The organism is Sphingomonas sp. (genome assembly GCF_025362505.1).
Classification (GTDB): Bacteria; Pseudomonadota; Alphaproteobacteria; order Sphingomonadales; family Sphingomonadaceae; genus Sphingomicrobium.
In genome coordinates, this window is sequence record NZ_JANYGG010000062.1 from 45431 (window position 1) to 63339 (window position 17909).

The 17909-nt window shown below is 65.8% G+C and carries 19 protein-coding genes, 1 tRNA gene and 2 pseudogenes; 11 read left to right on the forward strand and 11 right to left on the reverse strand.

Annotated features, from left to right (window positions below; translation table 11 throughout):
- Positions 1-13: 13 nt before the first annotated feature.
- The 4 genes from nusG to Q0R27_RS05365 form a co-directional block, all read right to left on the reverse strand.
- On the reverse strand, positions 14-553 hold the full coding sequence (gene nusG, locus Q0R27_RS05350; RefSeq protein ID WP_293941861.1) for a transcription termination/antitermination protein NusG: 540 nt from the start codon (positions 551-553) through the stop codon (positions 14-16).
- Positions 554-572: 19 nt separating this feature from the next.
- Complete coding sequence (secE, locus tag Q0R27_RS05355; protein ID WP_293941864.1) at positions 573-773, reverse strand: preprotein translocase subunit SecE; 201 nt, start codon at positions 771-773, stop codon at positions 573-575.
- Between the two features lie 127 nt (positions 774-900).
- Positions 901-976, reverse strand: a tRNA-Trp gene (locus Q0R27_RS05360).
- 140 nt (positions 977-1116) lie between these two features.
- Positions 1117-2868: a fatty acyl-AMP ligase gene (locus Q0R27_RS05365; protein WP_293941867.1), complete on the reverse strand. Its 1752-nt coding sequence runs from the start codon at positions 2866-2868 to the stop codon at positions 1117-1119.
- A gap of 108 nt (positions 2869-2976) precedes the next feature.
- Here Q0R27_RS05365 and Q0R27_RS05370 point away from each other — a divergent pair, with 108 nt between their 5' ends.
- The 5 genes and pseudogenes from Q0R27_RS05370 to Q0R27_RS05390 all read left to right on the forward strand — a co-directional run.
- Complete coding sequence (locus Q0R27_RS05370) at positions 2977-3525, forward strand: RecX family transcriptional regulator (RefSeq protein WP_293941870.1); 549 nt, start codon at positions 2977-2979, stop codon at positions 3523-3525.
- A gap of 89 nt (positions 3526-3614) precedes the next feature.
- Entirely contained in the window at positions 3615-4187 is a 573-nt protein-coding gene (locus Q0R27_RS05375; RefSeq protein WP_293941873.1) for a cold-shock protein, read from the forward strand.
- A 92-nt stretch (positions 4188-4279) separates the two neighbouring features.
- The gene (locus Q0R27_RS05380) at positions 4280-4651 is read left to right on the forward strand and encodes a DUF192 domain-containing protein (protein ID WP_293941876.1); all 372 of its coding nucleotides are present in this window, start codon (positions 4280-4282) and stop codon (positions 4649-4651) included.
- A 60-nt stretch (positions 4652-4711) separates the two neighbouring features.
- On the forward strand, positions 4712-5101 hold the full coding sequence (locus Q0R27_RS05385; RefSeq protein WP_293941880.1) for an NADH:ubiquinone oxidoreductase subunit NDUFA12: 390 nt from the start codon (positions 4712-4714) through the stop codon (positions 5099-5101).
- Between the two features lie 92 nt (positions 5102-5193).
- Positions 5194-5553: pseudogene (locus Q0R27_RS05390) on the forward strand (DUF2155 domain-containing protein); the annotation flags it as partial.
- Here Q0R27_RS05390 and aat read toward each other — a convergent pair.
- Together aat and arsC are read right to left on the reverse strand one after the other, a co-directional pair.
- On the reverse strand, positions 5514-6266 hold the full coding sequence (gene aat / locus Q0R27_RS05395; protein WP_366079903.1) for a leucyl/phenylalanyl-tRNA--protein transferase: 753 nt from the start codon (positions 6264-6266) through the stop codon (positions 5514-5516). The pseudogene Q0R27_RS05390 and the gene aat sit on opposite strands and share 40 nt — an antisense overlap.
- Before the next feature lie 25 nt (positions 6267-6291).
- Complete coding sequence (gene arsC / locus Q0R27_RS05400) at positions 6292-6639, reverse strand: arsenate reductase (glutaredoxin) (RefSeq protein ID WP_293941882.1); 348 nt, start codon at positions 6637-6639, stop codon at positions 6292-6294.
- A 201-nt stretch (positions 6640-6840) separates the two neighbouring features.
- On the opposite strand from arsC, the gene Q0R27_RS05405 reads away from it, so the two are divergent.
- Complete coding sequence (locus Q0R27_RS05405) at positions 6841-7434, forward strand: hypothetical protein (RefSeq protein ID WP_293941885.1); 594 nt, start codon at positions 6841-6843, stop codon at positions 7432-7434.
- A gap of 11 nt (positions 7435-7445) precedes the next feature.
- Positions 7446-8786, forward strand: coding sequence for a L,D-transpeptidase family protein (locus tag Q0R27_RS05410; protein WP_293941888.1), 1341 nt, complete (start codon positions 7446-7448; stop codon positions 8784-8786).
- Positions 8787-8790: 4 nt separating this feature from the next.
- Here the strand turns inward: Q0R27_RS05410 and Q0R27_RS05415 are convergent, their stop codons facing one another.
- The 4 genes from Q0R27_RS05415 to Q0R27_RS05430 form a co-directional block, all read right to left on the reverse strand.
- Positions 8791-9630, reverse strand: a complete 840-nt coding sequence (locus tag Q0R27_RS05415; RefSeq protein ID WP_293941892.1) for an N-acyl homoserine lactonase family protein — start codon at positions 9628-9630, stop codon at positions 8791-8793.
- Positions 9631-9747: 117 nt separating this feature from the next.
- Entirely contained in the window at positions 9748-10383 is a 636-nt protein-coding gene (locus Q0R27_RS05420) for a 3-oxoacid CoA-transferase subunit B (protein ID WP_293941895.1), read from the reverse strand.
- Complete coding sequence (locus Q0R27_RS05425) at positions 10383-11090, reverse strand: CoA transferase subunit A (RefSeq protein ID WP_293941898.1); 708 nt, start codon at positions 11088-11090, stop codon at positions 10383-10385. The genes Q0R27_RS05420 and Q0R27_RS05425 overlap by 1 nt, the downstream gene beginning before the upstream one ends.
- 143 nt (positions 11091-11233) lie before the next feature.
- Positions 11234-11536, reverse strand: a complete 303-nt coding sequence (locus Q0R27_RS05430) for an SCP2 sterol-binding domain-containing protein (protein ID WP_293941901.1) — start codon at positions 11534-11536, stop codon at positions 11234-11236.
- Between the two features lie 91 nt (positions 11537-11627).
- Here Q0R27_RS05430 and Q0R27_RS05435 point away from each other — a divergent pair, with 91 nt between their 5' ends.
- The 4 genes from Q0R27_RS05435 to Q0R27_RS05450 all read left to right on the forward strand — a co-directional run bounded on the left by Q0R27_RS05435 (position 11628) and on the right by Q0R27_RS05450 (position 15955).
- Entirely contained in the window at positions 11628-13055 is a 1428-nt protein-coding gene (locus tag Q0R27_RS05435; RefSeq protein ID WP_293941922.1) for an NAD-dependent succinate-semialdehyde dehydrogenase, read from the forward strand.
- A gap of 160 nt (positions 13056-13215) precedes the next feature.
- Positions 13216-14889: a thiamine pyrophosphate-binding protein gene (locus Q0R27_RS05440; RefSeq protein WP_293941904.1), complete on the forward strand. Its 1674-nt coding sequence runs from the start codon at positions 13216-13218 to the stop codon at positions 14887-14889.
- A gap of 4 nt (positions 14890-14893) precedes the next feature.
- Complete coding sequence (locus Q0R27_RS05445) at positions 14894-15688, forward strand: thymidylate synthase (protein ID WP_293941907.1); 795 nt, start codon at positions 14894-14896, stop codon at positions 15686-15688.
- Positions 15689-15826: 138 nt separating this feature from the next.
- Positions 15827-15955 carry an entericidin EcnA/B family protein gene (locus Q0R27_RS05450; protein WP_293941910.1) on the forward strand — a complete coding sequence of 43 codons (129 nt, stop codon included), beginning with the start codon at positions 15827-15829 and terminating at the stop codon, positions 15953-15955.
- A 313-nt stretch (positions 15956-16268) separates the two neighbouring features.
- Here Q0R27_RS05450 and Q0R27_RS05455 read toward each other — a convergent pair.
- A pseudogene (locus tag Q0R27_RS05455) lies at positions 16269-17909 on the reverse strand (DNA-directed RNA polymerase subunit beta'); the annotation flags it as partial.

Consider the following 17909-nt stretch of genomic DNA (forward strand, 5'->3'; position numbering starts at 1 on the left):
AGGTAGCCGCGCCTTACTTGACGCGTTCAACCTGCTCGAACTCGAGCTCGACCGGGGTCGCGCGGCCGAAGATCGAGACCGAGACCTTGACCCGGCTGCGGTCGAAGTCGAGTTCCTCGACGATGCCGTTGAAGCTCGCGAACGGGCCGTCGAGCACCTTGACCGAATCGCCGATCTCGTAGTCGACCTTGATCCGCGCCTTGGGAGCTGCGGCGGCGGCCTCTTCCTTGGTGTTGAGGATGCGCGCAGCCTCGGCCTCGGTGATTGCCTGCGGCTTGCCGTTCGGGCCGAGGAAGCCGGTCACCTTCGGGGTGTTCTTGACGAGGTGGTAGACCTGATCGGTCATGCCGAGTTTCGCCAGCACATAGCCGGGGAAGAATTTGCGGTCGCTCGTGACCTTCTTGCCGCGGCGGACCTCGGTGACCTTCTCGGTCGGAACTTCGACCGCCTCGACCATGCCGGCGAGACCGAGCCGATTGGCTTCGGACAGGATCGAATCGCGGACCTTGTTCTCGAAGCCCGAGTAAGCGTGGATGATGTACCAGCGGGACATGTGGGTCGCTTCGCCTTTGTTACTTGGCCAGAAGGCCGAGGAGGAATTGAACGATCGCGCTGAACATCGCGTCGACGCCGAAAAAGAAGATCGCAAGGATCGAGGTCATGATCGCGACCATGATGCCGGTGGTGACCGTCTCGCGGCGGGTCGGCCAGACGACCTTGCTGCCTTCGACGCGGACCTGGCGGAAGAATTCGCCGGGAGTTACTTTGGCCACTGTGCTTCGCCTCTTCCCAGATAGAGTTAGCATATAGAAAAAAGAGGTCCGCGGGGGGTGCCCGCCAGACCTCATCGGCGACGACCTTAGCGCGAAGCCGCAGGCGGTTCAAGCGACGACGGGCGGCTGGCAGGGGCAGGGGGACTCGAACCCACGACCCTCGGTTTTGGAGACCGATGCTCTACCAACTGAGCTATACCCCTAGGCCACCCGTCCCCTACCCTCGCCCGCGAGGGCGTGCAAGTCGGGGTGGCAACTCGGTAATTTTGAACGGTGCCGCAAGAACGGCCACGGTTGCGGCACGGACCTCGCCCGCCCACCACGGGATCCGTCGCGCTGCGCTTCAGGCAGCGATATCATAGGGTTGGATTTCGCCGGACAAATAAAGATTGCGCGCCTTGGTGCGGCTCAGTTTCCCTGAACTTGTGCGTGGCAGTGTGCGAGGCGGGATCAATTCGACCACCGGAGAGATCCCCGTGATTGCGCGGACCCGCTCGCGGATGTCGTCTCGCAGGCGACTGCGCTCGCCCTCGTCGCTGACCCGGCAATGGACCAGCACCGCTGGGGTTTCCTCGCCGGACGTTCCGGTGATCGCGAAGGCGGCGATGTCGCCCGACTTGAAGCCGGGCAATTGCTCGACCGCCCATTCGATGTCCTGCGGCCAGTGGTTGCGGCCGTTGATGATGATCATGTCCTTGGCGCGGCCGACGATGAAGATGTAACCGTTCGACAAATAGCCCATGTCGCCGGTGTCGAGCCAGCCATCGGCCGCAAGGCAGGCGGCGGTCGATTCCTCGTCGCGGAAATAGCCGGCCATCACGCTGGCACCGCGCACGAACACCTTGCCGATGCTGCGATTGGCGAGCAGTTCGCCCGACGCGTCGCGGATTTCGAGCTCCATCCCGGTCACCGGCTTGCCGCAGTTGACGATTGCGCGGTAGCGGCGCGGACGCTCCTGTTCCGGAGTTCCGACGCCCGACAATTCGCTCTCCTCGACGAGTTCGAGGCGGATCCCCTCGCCCGGCGGCATCAGCGAGACGGCGAGCGTCGCCTCGGCAAGGCCATAGCTGGGGCAGAACGCGCTGGCGTTGAACCCGGCGTTGGCAAAGCCGTCGACAAACGACTGCATGACATCCGGCCGGATCATGTCGGCACCATTGCCGGCGATCCGCCACCGCGACAGGTCGAAGCGGTCCTCGACCTTGGTCAGCGATGACAGGCGGCGCGCGCAAATGTCATAGCCGAACGTCGGCGAATAGCTCACCGACGTGCCCGGATTGCGGCTGATCAGGTCGAGCCACGCCAGCGGACGGCGCGCGAAGTCCTCGGTCTTCTGGTAATCGACTGACAGCTGGTTGGCGAGCGGCGAGAGCATGCAGCCGACCAGCCCCATGTCATGATACCACGGCAGCCAGGAGATCACGCGGTCGGTGTCCCCCATCGCGAGACCGACGCCGTGCGCGCGCAGATTGTCGAGCAGCGAGCGATGCGTGACCGCGACGCCGTGGGGGAAGCGGGTCGAACCGCTCGAATATTGGAGATAGGCGATTTCCTCGCCGTCCTGCGGCGGAAGCTCGCCGTCACTCGGCACGATGTCGACGAGCGTGTCCCAGTCGCGCGCTTCGACCTTTCGCGCGGCGGCGGCTTCGCCGGCGAAATCGGCGAGTTCGGGCGGGAATAGGAACAGCTTGGGGTCCGAGCTGGTCAGCATGACCTTCAACTGCTCGACATAGGCCTCGCGCCCGCCGAAGCTCGTCGGCAGCGGCAGCGGCACGGGCCACAGCCCGGCATAGACCGCGCCGAAGAAGCAGGCGGCGAACTCGGGGCCGGTCTCGGCGATCAACGCGAGGCGGTCACCCTTGGCGAGGCCCAGCGCAAGAAAGCGCTGCGCATGGGCAAGCGCATGCCCACGCAGCTCGGAATAGGGATAGGCCCGCACCAGGGTGCCACGCGCGTCGTGAAAATTCATGCCGCGCTGCCCCTTGGCGGCATAGTCGAGTGCCTCGCCCATCGTCGCGAAATCCGCGATTCGGCGGGGCAGGGCGTCGAGGGTTGGCGTGGCGCCGGGGGGAGAAAGGTCGTGGCTTTGGGTCACGCGGGTTCCTGGCATTCAAGAGCATCTGGCGGCGGCTTGCGCCGTCGTTGGGGTCAGGCACGGCCCCGGATGGTGAATGGGAAGACAGTGTGGCACAAACATGGCGCCATGCCGCCCCGAACCGGACACCGACCGCGCCCACCTCTCGACCCGGCGACGCTCAACGAGCTGGCGCTGGCTTACGTCGGACGTTTCGCCACTTCGCGGTCGAAGCTCGCCAGCTATCTGCAGCGCAAGCTCAGGGAGCGTGGGTGGGACGCGCCAGAACCGGCCGACCCGGCCGCGCTCGCCGAACGGCTGGCCAGCCTTGGCTATGTCGACGATGCAGCCTTTGCCGTGGCAAAAGCGCGTGCGCTTACCGGCCGCGGCTATGGCGCGCGGCGAGTGGGCCAGGCGCTCTATGCCGCGGGCATCGACGACGAGGACGGCGGCGAGGCGCGGGCCCTGGCCCAAGACGAGCGCGTTGAAGCCGCGCTTCGCATGGCGCGGAGGCGGCGGATCGGGCCGTTCGCCGATGCCCCCCTCGACCCGGCCCGGCGCGAAAAGGCGCTCGCAGCCATGCTTCGCGCCGGTCATTCCTTCACGCTTTCCCGCGCGATCGTCGACCTGCTGCCTGCAGATCCTGTTGACCACATCTCGCTTTCGGATTTGCGTTAGATTATGCTTAACTTCGCTTTTCTGACATAATTGTTTGCGCTAGTGATTCCGGATGTGAAACGAGTCACAGATTGGGAACTGCAGAGGCGATGCGTAGCGAGGCGAAAGATGAGGGAGAGCGCATTGAAGCGCCCGATCCCGAGTCCTTTGTTATTCGAGGGCGTGTGAAATGGTTCGATTCGACGCGAGGCTTCGGATTCCTGGTCAGCGACGCGTGCGAAGGCGACGTGCTGATCCATTTCAGCGTGCTCAAGGATCACGGTCGCCGCTCGCTCCCCGAAGGCGCTGACGTCGAATGCGTCTGCGCGTTGCAGAATCGCGGGCTCCAAGCGGTAAAAATTCTCGACATCGACCTGTCGACGGCCTTGCCCTCGGCGCCGCGCAGCCCCATTCCTGTTGCCGACCGGGCCGACCGCGAGGCACTTGCCGAGGCGGCTGGACCGTTCGTACTGGTGGAGGTCAAGTGGTTCAATCGCGTCAAGGGTTTCGGCTTTCTGGTCGATCCGGGTGGAGAACGGGGCGACATCTTCGTTCATATGGAAACAGTGCGCCGGGCGGGACTGGCGGATCTCGAGCCGGGCGAGATGGTCGAGGTGCGGATCGCCGACGGCCTGAAGGGTCTGACCGCGGTCGACCTGCGCGAGAGCGAGCAGGAAAACTGATCGCCGGCATCTGGGTTGCTGCCGCGCTGGCGCTCGCGGCGTGCCAGCCGAGCGCCTCGGTCGCTGCCGCATGGCAGGCGGCCGTGTCGGGAATGCCGCAGGTTCCGCTCACCGTGACCGGAACGGGCACGTCGCATCATTTCCTCGTCGAAGTTGCCAGCACTGGCGAACAGCAGCAGCGCGGACTGATGTTTCGCCGGAGCCTCGCGCCCGACCGCGGGATGATCTTCCCGTTCGCCCAGCCCGAGATGGCGACGTTCTGGATGAAGGACACGCTCATCCCGCTCGACCTGATCTTCGTTCGCGCCGACGGTACGATCGCGAATGTCGCCGCCAATGCCGTGCCGATGGACCTTGCGCTGATCCCGTCGGACGGTCCGGTGACGGCGGTGCTCGAGATCGCCGGGGGGCGTGCCGCGCAGCTTGGCATCCGTGCCGGCGACCGGGTCCGTTGGAAGCAGTAAAAGCGGGCCACGCGCTCGCTTGGTTGCGCACCGGCCCCGAACACGGCAAAGGCGCTTGACATGGGACTATTCGGCAAATTCTTCAGTCCGAGCTGGTGGAACGGCGCCACCTTCGGGACGGCGCTGTTCTCGAACCGTCACGGGCGTGAGGTCGGTCGCGATGACGCCGGCAATGTCTATCTGCAGCACAAGGACGACGCCCGGCGCCGCTGGGTGATCTATGCCGGCGCCAACGACGGCAGCCGCGTTCCGCCGGGCTGGCAGGCATGGCTCAAGGGCACGATCGACGAGCTACCCGAAAAGGAGCTCCCTCCGCGCCGCCCGTTCGAGCAGCCGCCGCTTGCCAATCAGACCGGGACCTTCGCCGCCTACAAGCCCGGCGGGTCGCTCGGCGGGCAGGGCGTCAGGCCCGCCGCGACCGGCGACTATCAGGCGTGGAAGCCCGAATAGGCGTGCGCCGCTCTTGCGCGATGATTGCCGCCTCGGTGGTGCTGCTCGGCGGCTGCGACCGCGCGGCGAAGGAGCCAGCGTCATCGTCGCCAATGGTCGATGCGCGCAAGGGCAAGGCGCTGCAGAATGTCGGCGAAACCCCGATGGCCGAACGGGTCGCGGTGCTCGGCCTGCTCAACAAGCGCAACGGGATCGTCCGCGACCTCACCATGAAGCCGGGCGAGGCGTTGCGCATCCGTGACGTGATCGTCCGGCTGCGGGCGTGTGAAACGACCGCGCCATGGGAATCGCCGCCGCTCACCGGGGCGTTCGTCCAGCTGGATGTCGAACAGCCGAACAAGGCGTGGAAGCGCGTTTTTTCAGGCTGGCTTTACAAGGAATCGCCGTCGCTCAACGTCGTCGAGCACCCGGTCTATGACGTGTGGCCCAAGAGCTGCACGATGAGCTGGCCCGGCGCTCCGGGAGCGCCGGCGGCATCGCTCGCGGCACCGACCGCCTCGAACTCCGCGAGCAAGCCATCGAGCGCGAAGAAGTCTGCTGGAGACGTCGCTCGCCCGGACGTCGTGGATGCACCTGCTCCTGCCGTCGAAGTCCCGGCGCCGGAACCCAGCGCCGAAGCCAACAACTGAGCGTATAGCTCTCGCTGAACGGTAACTGCCCCCAGCGACGCGAGGTGACCGGTCATGAACTGGCAGTCGAGCAAGGAGTATCCGCCAACCTTCAGCCGGGCAACCAGCCACGCGAGCGCCACTTTCGACGCGTCGGTCTCGCTGCTGAACATGCTTTCGCCGAAGAAGGCGCCGCCCAGCTTGACGCCGTAAAGGCCTCCGACCAGCTTGCCGTCGCGCCATGTCTCGATGGAATGGGCATTTCCCGCGGCGTGGAGGCCAAGCGTAGCGCGCTCGATCTGCTCGTTGATCCAGGTCTCGTCGCGCCGGGCGCAAGCGGCGATCACCTCGCCGAACGCGCGGTCGACGGTCACCTCAAAGCGGCGCGAGCGGACCCGGCGGGCGAGCGAGCGGGACAGGTGAAACCGGTCGAGCGGGAGGATCGCACGGCTGCGCGGCTCGACCCAGAAAATGTCTCCGGCGTCGCGGCTGTCGGCCATCGGGAAGATGCCGGCGGCATAGCCGCGCAAGAGCAATCGGGGGTCGAGCCCGTTCACAGCGGACGCTGATTCCGCGCGCTACTCACAACAGCTTGAGGACCTCTTCTTGGGGGCGGCACAGCGCCACGCCCTTGTCGGTCTCGACCAGCGGGCGGTTGATCAGGATCGGGTGCGCCATCATCGCGTCGAGGATCATGTCGTCGCTCACACCGTCGGCGGTCAGGCCGAGCTCGGCGGCAAGCGGCTCCTTGGCGCGAAGGCCATCCTTCGCGGTGATGCCGGCGCGCGCGTAAAGTCGTTGCAGTTCGGCGCGCGTCGGCGGCGACTTCAGATATTCGATGATTTGCACGTGGGCGCCCGATTCTTCGAGCAGCGTCAGGGTCTTGCGAGAAGTCCCGCAGGCCGGATTATGGTAGATGGTCGCCTTCATCCCGACATCCTAGCAACAAGCGCGCGCGCTTGGAACGCACGGAATTCCTAAGAACGGGTGCGTCTAGCTGGGGTTCATCCGGGACCGGATACGGAACGATCAAGAGATGGCGTCGTTTCCGATCCGTGACATATGCGCCGCGCCGAGGGCTGGGTCCCGCCGCATTGTCCGCATCGGAAGCGATTCAAAGGGAGATTACCCATGAACAGGACGATGATTGCCGTGCTTCTCGCCGGCTCCGTCAGCCTCTCGGCTTGCACAACTTACGGTAACGACCGGACCGCCGGAAATCTTGCCACTGGCGCTGCTTATGGCGCGGCCGGCGGCGCCGCTCTGGGCGCGATCGTCCCCGGCGTCAGCATCGTCGAAGGCGCGCTGGCGGGTGCCGCGATCGGCGGCATCGCGAATGCGGTGTGGGCCGACAACAATCGTGACGGCTATGTCGACGGCTATGTCCAGAATGGCCAATATCACAGCGGCACGCCGCAGGGCTATGATCCGAGGCTCCGCCGCGTGGCGACCGGCGCGATCGGTGGCGCCGTTCTCGGCGGCGTTGCAGGCGCGGTAATCCCCGGCGTCAGCGTTCTCACCGGTGCCGCGATCGGCGCCGCGGTCGGCGGTCTCGCCGGCGCGGTGTGGGCCGACAACAATGGCGATGGTCAGGCCGACGGCTATGTCTACAACGGACAATATTATCCGGGTGCGCCACAGGGCTATCAGGGTCAGGCCGCGCCGCAGCCGATGCCAGCTCCCGCGCCCATCTATCCGGCGCCGAGCCGCGGTGAGCGAGGCTAACAGGAAGCAAGATGAAGAGTGTGCGTATGTCTGGTGCCGGCCCCCTCGCGGGGTCGGCATATTTTTGCCGGAAAGCGCTGCTCGGTGCGGCGGCGATGGCGCTTGCGCTGAGCCCGGTCGCCGCATCGGCGCGCACGGCGCCAACTTATCGCGCGGCGCAGGGCGAGGTCGCGGCATGGCAAGCGAACGGACTGCGTTCGCTGTGGGTGCAGGGCGGACAGCTCCGCCCCGAGGCCGAGCAGGTCATCAACCTAGCGCACAGTGCGCGCCTCGACGGCCTCGACCCCGATTCGTATCGGCTGCGCAACCTCGAAGGCGCGGTTCGGGGCGCGTTTGGCGGCAACCCGCGCGATCTCGCCAAGGCCGACTTCCTTCTTTCCCAGACTCTCGTCGCGCTCGCCCGCGACATGCGCGCCACTCGTTCGACCGAAATGAAGTTCGCCGACCCCGCCGCCATCCCGCCCGCCCCGAGCGCGGGCCTGCTGCTCAACAGTGCCGCCAGCGCGCCGAGCCTGTCGGCGTGGCTCGACGCCATGCCGTGGATGCATCCGGCCTATGCCCAGCTTCGCAACGCGCTTTCCGGCGCGCGCGATGGCCGCGCGGCGCAGGTGCTACACCTCAACATCGAGCGCGCGCGCGTCCTTCCCGCGGCGATCCAGCCGGGGCGCTACGTCATGGTCGATGCCGCCGCCGCGCGGCTCTACATGGTCGAGAACGGCGTCGTGAAGGACAGCATGCGCGTGGTCGTCGGGCGGACCGACAATCCCACGCCGATGCTGGCGGGCATCATCCGCTATGCGATCCTGAACCCGTATTGGAACGCTCCGCCTGACCTCGCCGCAACCCGGCTCGCGCCGCACGTCGTCAGCGACGGCGTCGGCTATCTTGCCAAGGCGCGTTATGAAGTCCTGAGCGACTGGGGCGACCATGCCAAGCGGGTCGACCCCCGGACGATCGACTGGCAGGCGGTGGTCGCCGGCAAGATGCCCGACATCCGCATGCGACAGCTGCCCGGGCCTGACAACAGCATGGGCAAGATGAAATTCATGTTCCCCAATAACATGGGCATCTACCTCCACGACACCGACGACAAGAGCCTGTTCGCCGAGCCGGCGCGGATGAAGAGCGGCGGCTGCATCCGGCTGCAGAACGCGGCCAGGCTTGGCAAATGGCTCAACGGCAAGCCGCTGACGACGACTTCGAATGTGCCCGAGCAGAAAGTCGCGCTGCCGAACCCGGTGCCGGTCTATGTGACCTATCTCACCGCCGCGCCCGAGAATGGCCAGATCGCCTTTCGCGACGATTTCTACAATCGCGACGGGCTGGGGGCGCGGCAGACGGCGGCGCGCTGACCTTTTAGCGCGCCGCGGCCGGGAAAGCCGGGAGCTTGGCGATGTCGCGCTGCTCGTGCTGGATGATCACGCGCGCGTTGTAGTGGCGCGCCAGCCGCTCGAAGCGGTCGATCGAGGCGAGCGTCTCGGCGCGGCTGGTGTTGAACGGGGGCACGCCCCGCAGCGTGCGCGCTTCGGTCGCGTGATAGAGGTCGCCCGTCAGCAGGACGACGCCCGAGGCGAGCTTGACCAGCAGCGACATATGGTCGGGCGTGTGACCGGGCATATTGAGTGCGATCACCTTGCCGTCGCCGAACACGTCGATGTCGCGGCCATGCTCGAGCTGGAGCTTCGCGCCGGGCGCGCGCCACGGGCCGAACGGATCCTTGGGCCCGGCGGTTTGCTCGAAATCGGCCTTGCCGACGAGGAGTTTTGCGGTCGGGAAATCGGCGGCCTGGCCAACATGGTCGCCGTGCATGTGGCTGATTCCGACGATATTGATGTCGGACGGCTTGAGGCCGATCGTGGCGAGCTGTTCGGGGATGGTCTTGTCGATGCTGGCGACGAGCGCGCCCATGTCCATCGGCTTGCCCTTGAGTGCGGCGGGGAAGCCGGTGTCCCATAGCAGGGTCTGGGCACCGTCGCGGACGAGATAGCAGCTGTCGGGGATCCGCCGAGGCCCGGCCGGATATTCGAGCGTGTCGGAGAAGAAGGTGTTGAAATCCTTGATCATCGCCGAGCCGCAATCGAGCCGGGTGATCTCGACAACCGGGCGATCCGCAGCGACGGCGGGGGCAGCGACGGCGGGGGCCGCGACGGCGGGGGCGGCAATCGTGGTAAGCAGCGCGGCGATCAGGGCTTTCATGAAATTACTCCTTGCGGCTGGCGATAGTCGGCGATGATCGATCCGGCGGCGCTGTCCCACGGGCGCAGCTACCAGCTCGAATAATTGCGATTGGCGGTGATCAGTCGCACCGACGCGTCACTCCTCGTAATGCGCCGTGGTCTTGGCTCGCAACTCCTCGGCGGTGATGCCAGGCGCCATTTCGACCAAGCTGAACGGCGCGCCATGATCCGCCCGCTCGAATACCGCGAGGTCGGTGATGATCATATCGACGACGTTCTTGCCGGTCAGCGGCAGGGTGCAGGCGGGGATGAACTTGGGGCTGCCGTCCTTGGCGTTGTGCTCCATCACGACGATGATCCGTTTGACCCCGGCGACGAGGTCCATCGCCCCGCCCATGCCCTTGATCATCTTGCCCGGGATCATCCAGTTGGCGATGTCGCCGCCTTCGCTGACCTCCATCGCGCCGAGCACGGTCAGGTCGATATGCCCGCCACGGATCATCGCGAAACTGTCGGCCGACGAGAAATAGGACGACGACGGCAGCTCGCTGATGGTCTGCTTGCCGGCGTTGATCAGGTCGGGGTCGACCTCGTCGGGATAGGGGAAGGGGCCGATGCCGAGCATCCCGTTCTCGCTTTGCAGCGTGACCGTCATCCCCTCGGGGATATTGTTGGCGACCAGCGTCGGAATGCCGATGCCGAGGTTGACGTAAAAGCCGTCCTTCAACTCGCGCGCCGCCCGCGCCGCCATCTGGTTGCGGTCCCAGGCCATTACGCTGCGCTCCTCTCGCGGGTCGTCGTGAACTCGATCTTCTTGTCGTAGGGCGCGCCGCAGATCAGGCGGTTGACGTAGATGGCGGGCAAATGGATGCAGTCGGGATCGAGGCTGCCGGTCGGGACGATCTCCTCGACCTCGGCGACGCAGATCTTGCCGCACGTCGCGGCGGGCTGGTTGAAGTTGCGCGCGGTCTTGCGGAACACAAGGTTGCCGCTATCGTCGGCCTTCCAGCCCTTGATGATCGACAAATCGGTGCGGATGCCGCGCTCGAGGATATACTCCTCGCCGTCGAACTGCTTGACCTCTTTCCCTTCGGCAACCTGGGTGCCGACCCCGGTCTTGGTGTAGAAGCCCGGAATCCCCGCGCCGCCCGCGCGCATCCGCTCGGCGAGCGTGCCTTGCGGGCAGAATTCGACCTCGAGCTCGCCCGCCAAATATTGCCGCTCGAACTCCTTGTTCTCGCCGACGTAGGACGAGATCATCTTCTTCACCTGCCGCGTGCGGAGCAGCTTGCCGAGCCCTTCGCCGTCGATCCCGGCATTGTTCGAGGCGATGGTCAGATCCTTGACCCCGCTGGCGACGATGGCATCGATCAACCGCTCGGGTATCCCGCACAGGCCGAACCCACCGGCCGCAATGGTCATTCCATCGCGCAGGACGCCGTCGAGGGCAGCGGCGGCGGAAGCAAAGATTTTGGTCATTGGGCGCGCTCTTCTCCCCTCCCTGCAAGGGAGGGGCTGGGGGTGGGTGCCGCGACAGCGGCTGGATTTCGCGGGGATCGGGCTCGCTGACGCTTGCTACCCACCCCCAACCCCTCCCTGCGATCAGGGAAGGGGGTAAAGGATCAGCCTTTCAATTTCGATAGCACGCCCTGCAACTGCATGGCGTTGGACATGTCGCCCTCGACCTTCAATTTGCCCGTCATGAACGCCGTCATCCCGTCGAGCTTGCCGTCCGCGAGCGCCTGCCAGTCGTCCCAGCTGACCTTGAGAGTGGTGTCCGCGACACCGTCGTCCTCGGTCACCTGGTTGGCCGCGCCGTCGAGCATCAGCACGCCTTCGTCGCCGCCAAAGTCGATCTTGACGCGCTTGCCCGGAAGCCACGCGCCGGCTTCCTGCATTTTCGTGGCGAGTTCATTCTTGGTCATGCGGCTCTCCTTTGTCCGAACGCCTAGCGTGAGTCGCGCGGGCGTCAAGCGGGGGGTTGGCGTGGCGGCGGGTGAGGCCTATCTGGCGGGCATGACCTATAACGCAGAACTGAAACTATTCATCGACGGCAGCTGGCGCACGGGCGAAGGCCGCGACGCGTTCACGGTCATCAACCCGGCAACCGGCGGCGGCATCGGCGACGTGCCGCTCGCCAGCACCGCCGACCTCGACGAGGCGCTGGCGGCCGCCGAGCGGGCCGATCCGCTGTGGCGCGCGACCGCGGTCGAAACGCGCGGCGCCATCCTCCACAAGGCGGCGCAGCTGATCGTCGAGCGCGCCGACCATATCGCTGCGATCCTGACGCAGGAGCAGGGCAAGCCGCTCGCCGAAGCCAAGGGCGAAGTGATCGGCGCGGCATCGATGTTCAGCTGGTACGCCGAGGAGATCAAGCGCGACTATGGCCGCACGCTGGTCCGTCCGACCGGCCAGCGCTCGATCGTCATCCGCCAGCCGGTTGGTCCGACCGCGACCTTCACGCCGTGGAATTTCCCGCTCTATCTGCTCGCCAAGAAGGTCGCCGCCGCGCTCGCCGCTGGCTGTCCGGTGATCAGCCGTCCGCCGCAGGAAACCCCCGGCTGTACCGGCGAGATGTTCCGCGCATTGGCCGATGCCGGCATTCCCCACGGGGTGGCCCAGCTCGTCCACGGCAACGCCGACCTCGTCAGCCGCGCGCTGGTCGGCTCAAAGGTCATCCGCAAGGTCAGTTTCACCGGCTCGGTCCCGGTCGGCAAGCACCTCATGAAGCTCGCCGCCGACAGCATGACGCGCATCACGCTCGAGCTTGGGGGCCATGCCCCGGTGCTGATTTTCGACGATTGCGACCTCGACAAGACGCTCGACATGGTCGTGCCGCAGAAATTCCGCAACGCCGGCCAGGTGTGCGTTTCGCCAACCCGCTTCTATGTTCAGGACGCCATCTACGACGCCTTCCTCAAGGGCTTTGCGGAGCGCACGAGCAAGGTCAAAATGGGCGACGGCCTCCAAGCCGACACCCGCATGGGCCCGCTTGCCAACGCCCGTCGCCCCGACGCGATCGAGAAGCTGGTCAACGACGCTGCGGCCAAGGGCGCGCGCGTCCTCGCCGGCGGCCAGCGCGGAGAAGGCGGCTTCTTCTTCCAGCCCACCCTGCTCGGCGACGTTCCGGTCACCGCCGACATCATGAACGAGGAGCCGTTCGGCCCCGTCGCCGTTACCGCGCGCTTCAAGGATTTCGACGAAGCAATCGAACAGGCCAATCGCCTCCCGTTCGGGCTCGCCGCCTTCGCCTTCACCGAAAACGGCCGCCGCGCCAACCTTCTCGGCGACGCGATCGAGGCTGGGATGGTCGGCATCAACACCTTCGCCATCTCGATGGCCGACGCCCCGTTCGGCGGGATCAAGGACAGCGGGTTCGGGTCCGAAGGCGGCAAGGAAGGCCTCGAAACCTACCAGGTCGTCAAGGCGATCCACCAGGCCTGAGCAACGTCGATTTTTCTTGAACAATAGGATTTGGGATGTCAGGGTCAGAGCTCCCGACAAGCCCCTGTTTTGATGGGAAAAACAAAATTCTCCCAAAAGCGGTGAGGGGCTGACTTTAGACTGACTTTCCGCGAGCGGCCGGCCACGCTAAAGCCCCCGCATGATCAATCTTCGCACCGGCGGCCGCATCCTCGTTGACCAACTCGTGGCCCAAGGCTGCGATCGCGTCTTCACCGTTCCCGGCGAAAGCTTCCTCGCCGTCCTCGACGCGCTCCACGACACGCCCGCGATCCACACCGTCGTCTGCCGGCAGGAGGGCGGGGTCACCTACATGGCCGATGCCGATGGCAAGATGACGGGCAAGCCGGGGGTGGCCTTCGTCACCCGCGGCCCGGGGGCGACCAATGCCTCGGCGGGGGTCCATGTCGCGATGCAGGATTCGACTCCGATGATCGTTTTCGTCGGCGACCTCGACCGCGCCGATCGCGACCGCGAGGGGTTTCAGGAAATCGACATGGCGGCGTTCTTCGCGCCGGTGGCCAAGTGGGCGGCGCGGATCGACGACGCGCGGCGTATCCCCGAATATGTCGCTCGGGCGTACCGCGTCGCGACCGCGGGTCGGCCCGGGCCGGTCGTGCTGGCGATTCCCGAGGACATGCTTCGCGACGAGGTCGAGACGATCGATCGTCCGCCGATCGCGCCGATCGCGCAGCCCGCTTGCGCCGGCGCGATGGGCGCGATGTTCGACCTGTTGAAGGACGCGACCAACCCCGTCGCGATTATCGGTGGCGCCGACTGGAGTCCGGCAGCGGCGCATTATTTCGCCAGCTTCGCGCACCGTCACGGTATTCCGGTGGCAACGGCGTTCAGGCGCCAGGACGCGATTGCCAACAGCTGCGCGGTCTATGCCGGCAACCTCGGCTACGGCCCCAATCCGAAGCTCCAGCAGCGCATCCGGGAAGCCGACCTGCTGCTCGTCGTCGGCGCGCGGCTCGGCGAGGCAACCACCGATGGCTACAAGCTCGTCACCCCCGATCATCCCGGCCAGCTGCTGGTCCATGTCCACCCCGACCCGAACGAGCTTGGCCGGGTCTATTGCGCCGACCTGCCGATCTGCGCCGACATGGCTGAATTCTCGGAGATGGCGGCGGACTGGAGCGACCCCGACATCGTGCGCTTCTCGGCAGGCGAGGAGGCTCACGCCGAGTGGCTCGACTGGTCCGACCCCAAACCCCGCGCCAATCCCGATGGAAGCGCCGTCAAGCTCGACCTCGGCCCCTGCGTCGCGGCGATGCGTGACGCGCTTCCGGCCGATACGATCATCTGCAACGGGGCTGGCAATTTCTCCGGCTGGTGGCACCGCTACTGGCGCTATGCCGCGATGCCCTGTCAGCTCGCCCCGACCAGCGGCTCGATGGGCTATGGCCTTCCCGCAGCGGTGGCGGCAGCGCTCCGCGTCCCCGACCGCACCGTGGTCTGCGTCGCGGGCGACGGCGACTTCCTGATGAATGGCCAGGAACTGGCGACCGCGGCGCAATATGGCGCGGACCTGCTCGTCATCCTGGTCGACAATGGCGCCTATGGCACCATCCGCATGCACCAGGAGCGCGATTATCCCGATCGGATCAGCGCCACCGGGCTAACCAATCCCGATTTCGTCAGGCTCGCCGAGGCGTTTGGCGGCTGGGCCGAGCGGATCGAGACGACCGCCGACTTCGCACCGGCGCTCGGCCGCGCGATGGAGTGCACGGGCATCAGGCTGTTGCATTGCGTGACCGACGTCGAGGTGATCAGCAACGCATCGACGATTAGCACGCTGCACGGGAAGGGCTGAGGCGATGCAGCAATATCTCGACCTCATGGCCCGAGTCCTGAACGAAGGCGTGCCCCAGTCCGACCGCACCGGGACTGGCACCCTGTCGCTGTTCGGCGCGCAGATGCGGTTCGACCTTGCCGACGGCTTCCCGCTGGTGACGACCAAGAAGCTCCATCTTCGCTCGATCATCGTCGAATTGCTGTGGTTCCTGCGCGGCGATACCAATGTGCGCTGGCTGCAGGAGCGCAAGGTCAGCATCTGGGACGAATGGGCCGACGAACAGGGCGACCTCGGCCCGGTCTATGGCAAGCAATGGCGCGATTGGGAGACGGCCGACGGGCGGCACATCGACCAGATCCGCGAGCTGATCGAGCTGATCAAGCGCGACCCTGCCTCGCGACGGCAAATCGTGACCGCCTGGAATCCAGGTGAAATCGGGCAGATGGCGCTCGCCCCTTGCCACTGCCTGTTCCAGACTCAGGTCGCGGCAGGCAAGCTGAACCTCCAGCTCTACCAGCGCAGCGCCGACCTGTTCCTCGGCGTCCCGTTCAACATCGCCAGCTACGCGCTGCTGACCCACATGCTGGCACGTGAGTGCGGGCTCGAACCGGGGGTGTTCGTGTGGACTGGCGGCGACGTCCACCTCTACTCGAACCACCTCGACCAGGCGCGGCTACAGCTGACCCGCGATCCGCGGCCGCTACCCAAGCTGATGCTCAAGGACCGGGGGCAGGCGATCGACGGTTACGAGCTCGAGGACGTGGTCATCGAAGGCTATGACGCGCATCCTTCAATCGCCGCACCAATCGCCGTCTAGACTCACTTAAGCGACACCTTCCACCAGAACGGCGGCGTAATGGACCCGCATGCGCCGACGCGCGTTAGTGACTTGCTGGGATCGCGGCCGGTTACGCGCGGTTGATGCTCCGGCGTTGAAACCAAGAGGAGAAACAACATGGTGCGCAAGATTGTGACGATTGCCCTGATCGGCAGCGGATTGATGATGGCGGCGTGCAACACGGTCCGCGGCGCGGCGCGCGACGTCAACTCGGCGGCGAACGCAACCCAGAACGCGATGCACTAAAAGTCTGCCCCTTAAAAAATGGCGTGGCCGGCGTTCAGCCTCTGGACAGCCGGCCACCGTTTGAATCATGATCGTCAAACCGATTATACGGAGGGAAGATCATGGTTCGGAAGTTTATTACCGCGGCGGTCCTAGGCGGCGTCTTGGCGCTGGCCGCGTGCAACACCGTTCGCGGGCTCGGGGCGGATGTCGGCTCGGCCGCCAACTCAACCCAAAACGCGATGCGCTAAGCGAAGCGTTTTGCCCAATAAAAAGCCCCGCGAGTCCACGGACTTGCGGGGCTTTTTATTTCGAGCGGAGAGCCTGATCAGCCTTAGCTGTTCAGATAGTCCCCGGCGTCGGCGTCGCTGCCGTTCCCCGACATTGCCACATCGCCGAGTGGATCGTTACCGATCGCCGCTTCCGGACCCTGCGCCAATTCGGCGGCATGTTCCTCGGCGGCGGTCTCGGGCGCAATCAGCGAGGCTGCTGCCGCGGCGGCAGCGGCCGCGTCGGATACGACCAGCGCCTCCTGGAAGCGCTTCTGCGCCGCCCGCAGCGCAGTGTCGCGGCTGGTCGCCGCAACCCGCATCCGGCTCATGCCCGCGCCAGTACCCGCCGGGATCAGTCGGCCGACGATGACGTTTTCCTTGAGGCCGTTGAGCGTGTCGATCTTGCCCTGGACCGAAGCCTCGGTGAGCACCCGGGTGGTTTCCTGGAATGACGCCGCCGAGATGAAGCTGCGGGTTTGCAGAGACGCCTTGGTGATACCGAGCAGGACCGGCTTGCCCTCCGCCTTCTTCTGCTTCTTGTCGAGCTTGGCGTTGATCTCGTCCATTTCCTCGCGATCGACCTGCTCGCCGACGAGCAGGACGGTGTCGCCGCTCTCAATGATCTCGACCTTCTGGAGCATCTGGCGGACGATTACTTCGATGTGCTTGTCATTGATCTTCACGCCCTGGAGACGATAGACCTCCTGGATCTCGCTGACGAGATATTCGGCCAGCGCGACCACGCCCAGCACCTCGAGGATGTCGTGCGGATCGGGCGAACCGCCGACGAGGTTGTCGCCGCGCTTGACGTAGTCGCCTTCCTGGACGTCGATGGCCTTCGACTTGGACACCAGATACTCGACCGGATCGGACCCATCGTCAGGCACGATCGCGATCTTGCGCTTGGCCTTATAGTCCTTCTTGAAGCTGACCTTGCCCGAGATCTTCGCGATGATCGCGTTCTCCTTGGGCTTGCGCGCTTCGAACAGTTCGGCAACGCGCGGCAAACCGCCGGTAATGTCGCGCGTCCGGGCGGCTTCCCGCGGCAGGCGAGCGAGCACTTCACCGGCTTCGACCGTCGCACCGTCCTCGACCGCGATGATCGCGCCCGGGACGAGGCGATAGACGCCCGCCTCGGCCGCATCGTGGCCGGTCAGGGTCAGGCGGGGACGAAGGTCCTCCTTCTTCGACTTGGCGATGTCGTCCATGATCACGCGCTGCGAGATGCCGGTCGACTCGTCGGTCACTTCCGAAAGAGTGCGGTTGTCGATCACGTCCTGATATTTCACGACGCCCGCCTTCTCGGTGATGACCGGCGCGAACGACGGATCCCACTCGGCGATGCGGTCGCCACGGCTGACGATATGGCCGCTCTCGCACAACAGGTGCGCGCCATACTGGACGCGGTGGGTCGAAAGCTCGCGGCCGTCCATATCGAGGATCGCGATTTCACCCGAACGCGACAGCGAGATGTGCCGCCCGCGCGGATCGGTGATCGTCGGCATGTCGCGGAACTCGACGGTGCCGTCGACCGGCGCCTCGAGGTTCGACTGCTCGTTGAGCTGCGCCGCGCCGCCGATGTGGAACGTCCGCATCGTCAGCTGGGTGCCGGGCTCGCCGATCGACTGGGCGGCGATGACGCCGACCGCTTCACCGATGTTGACCGGGGTGCCGCGGGCGAGGTCGCGCCCATAGCATTTGCC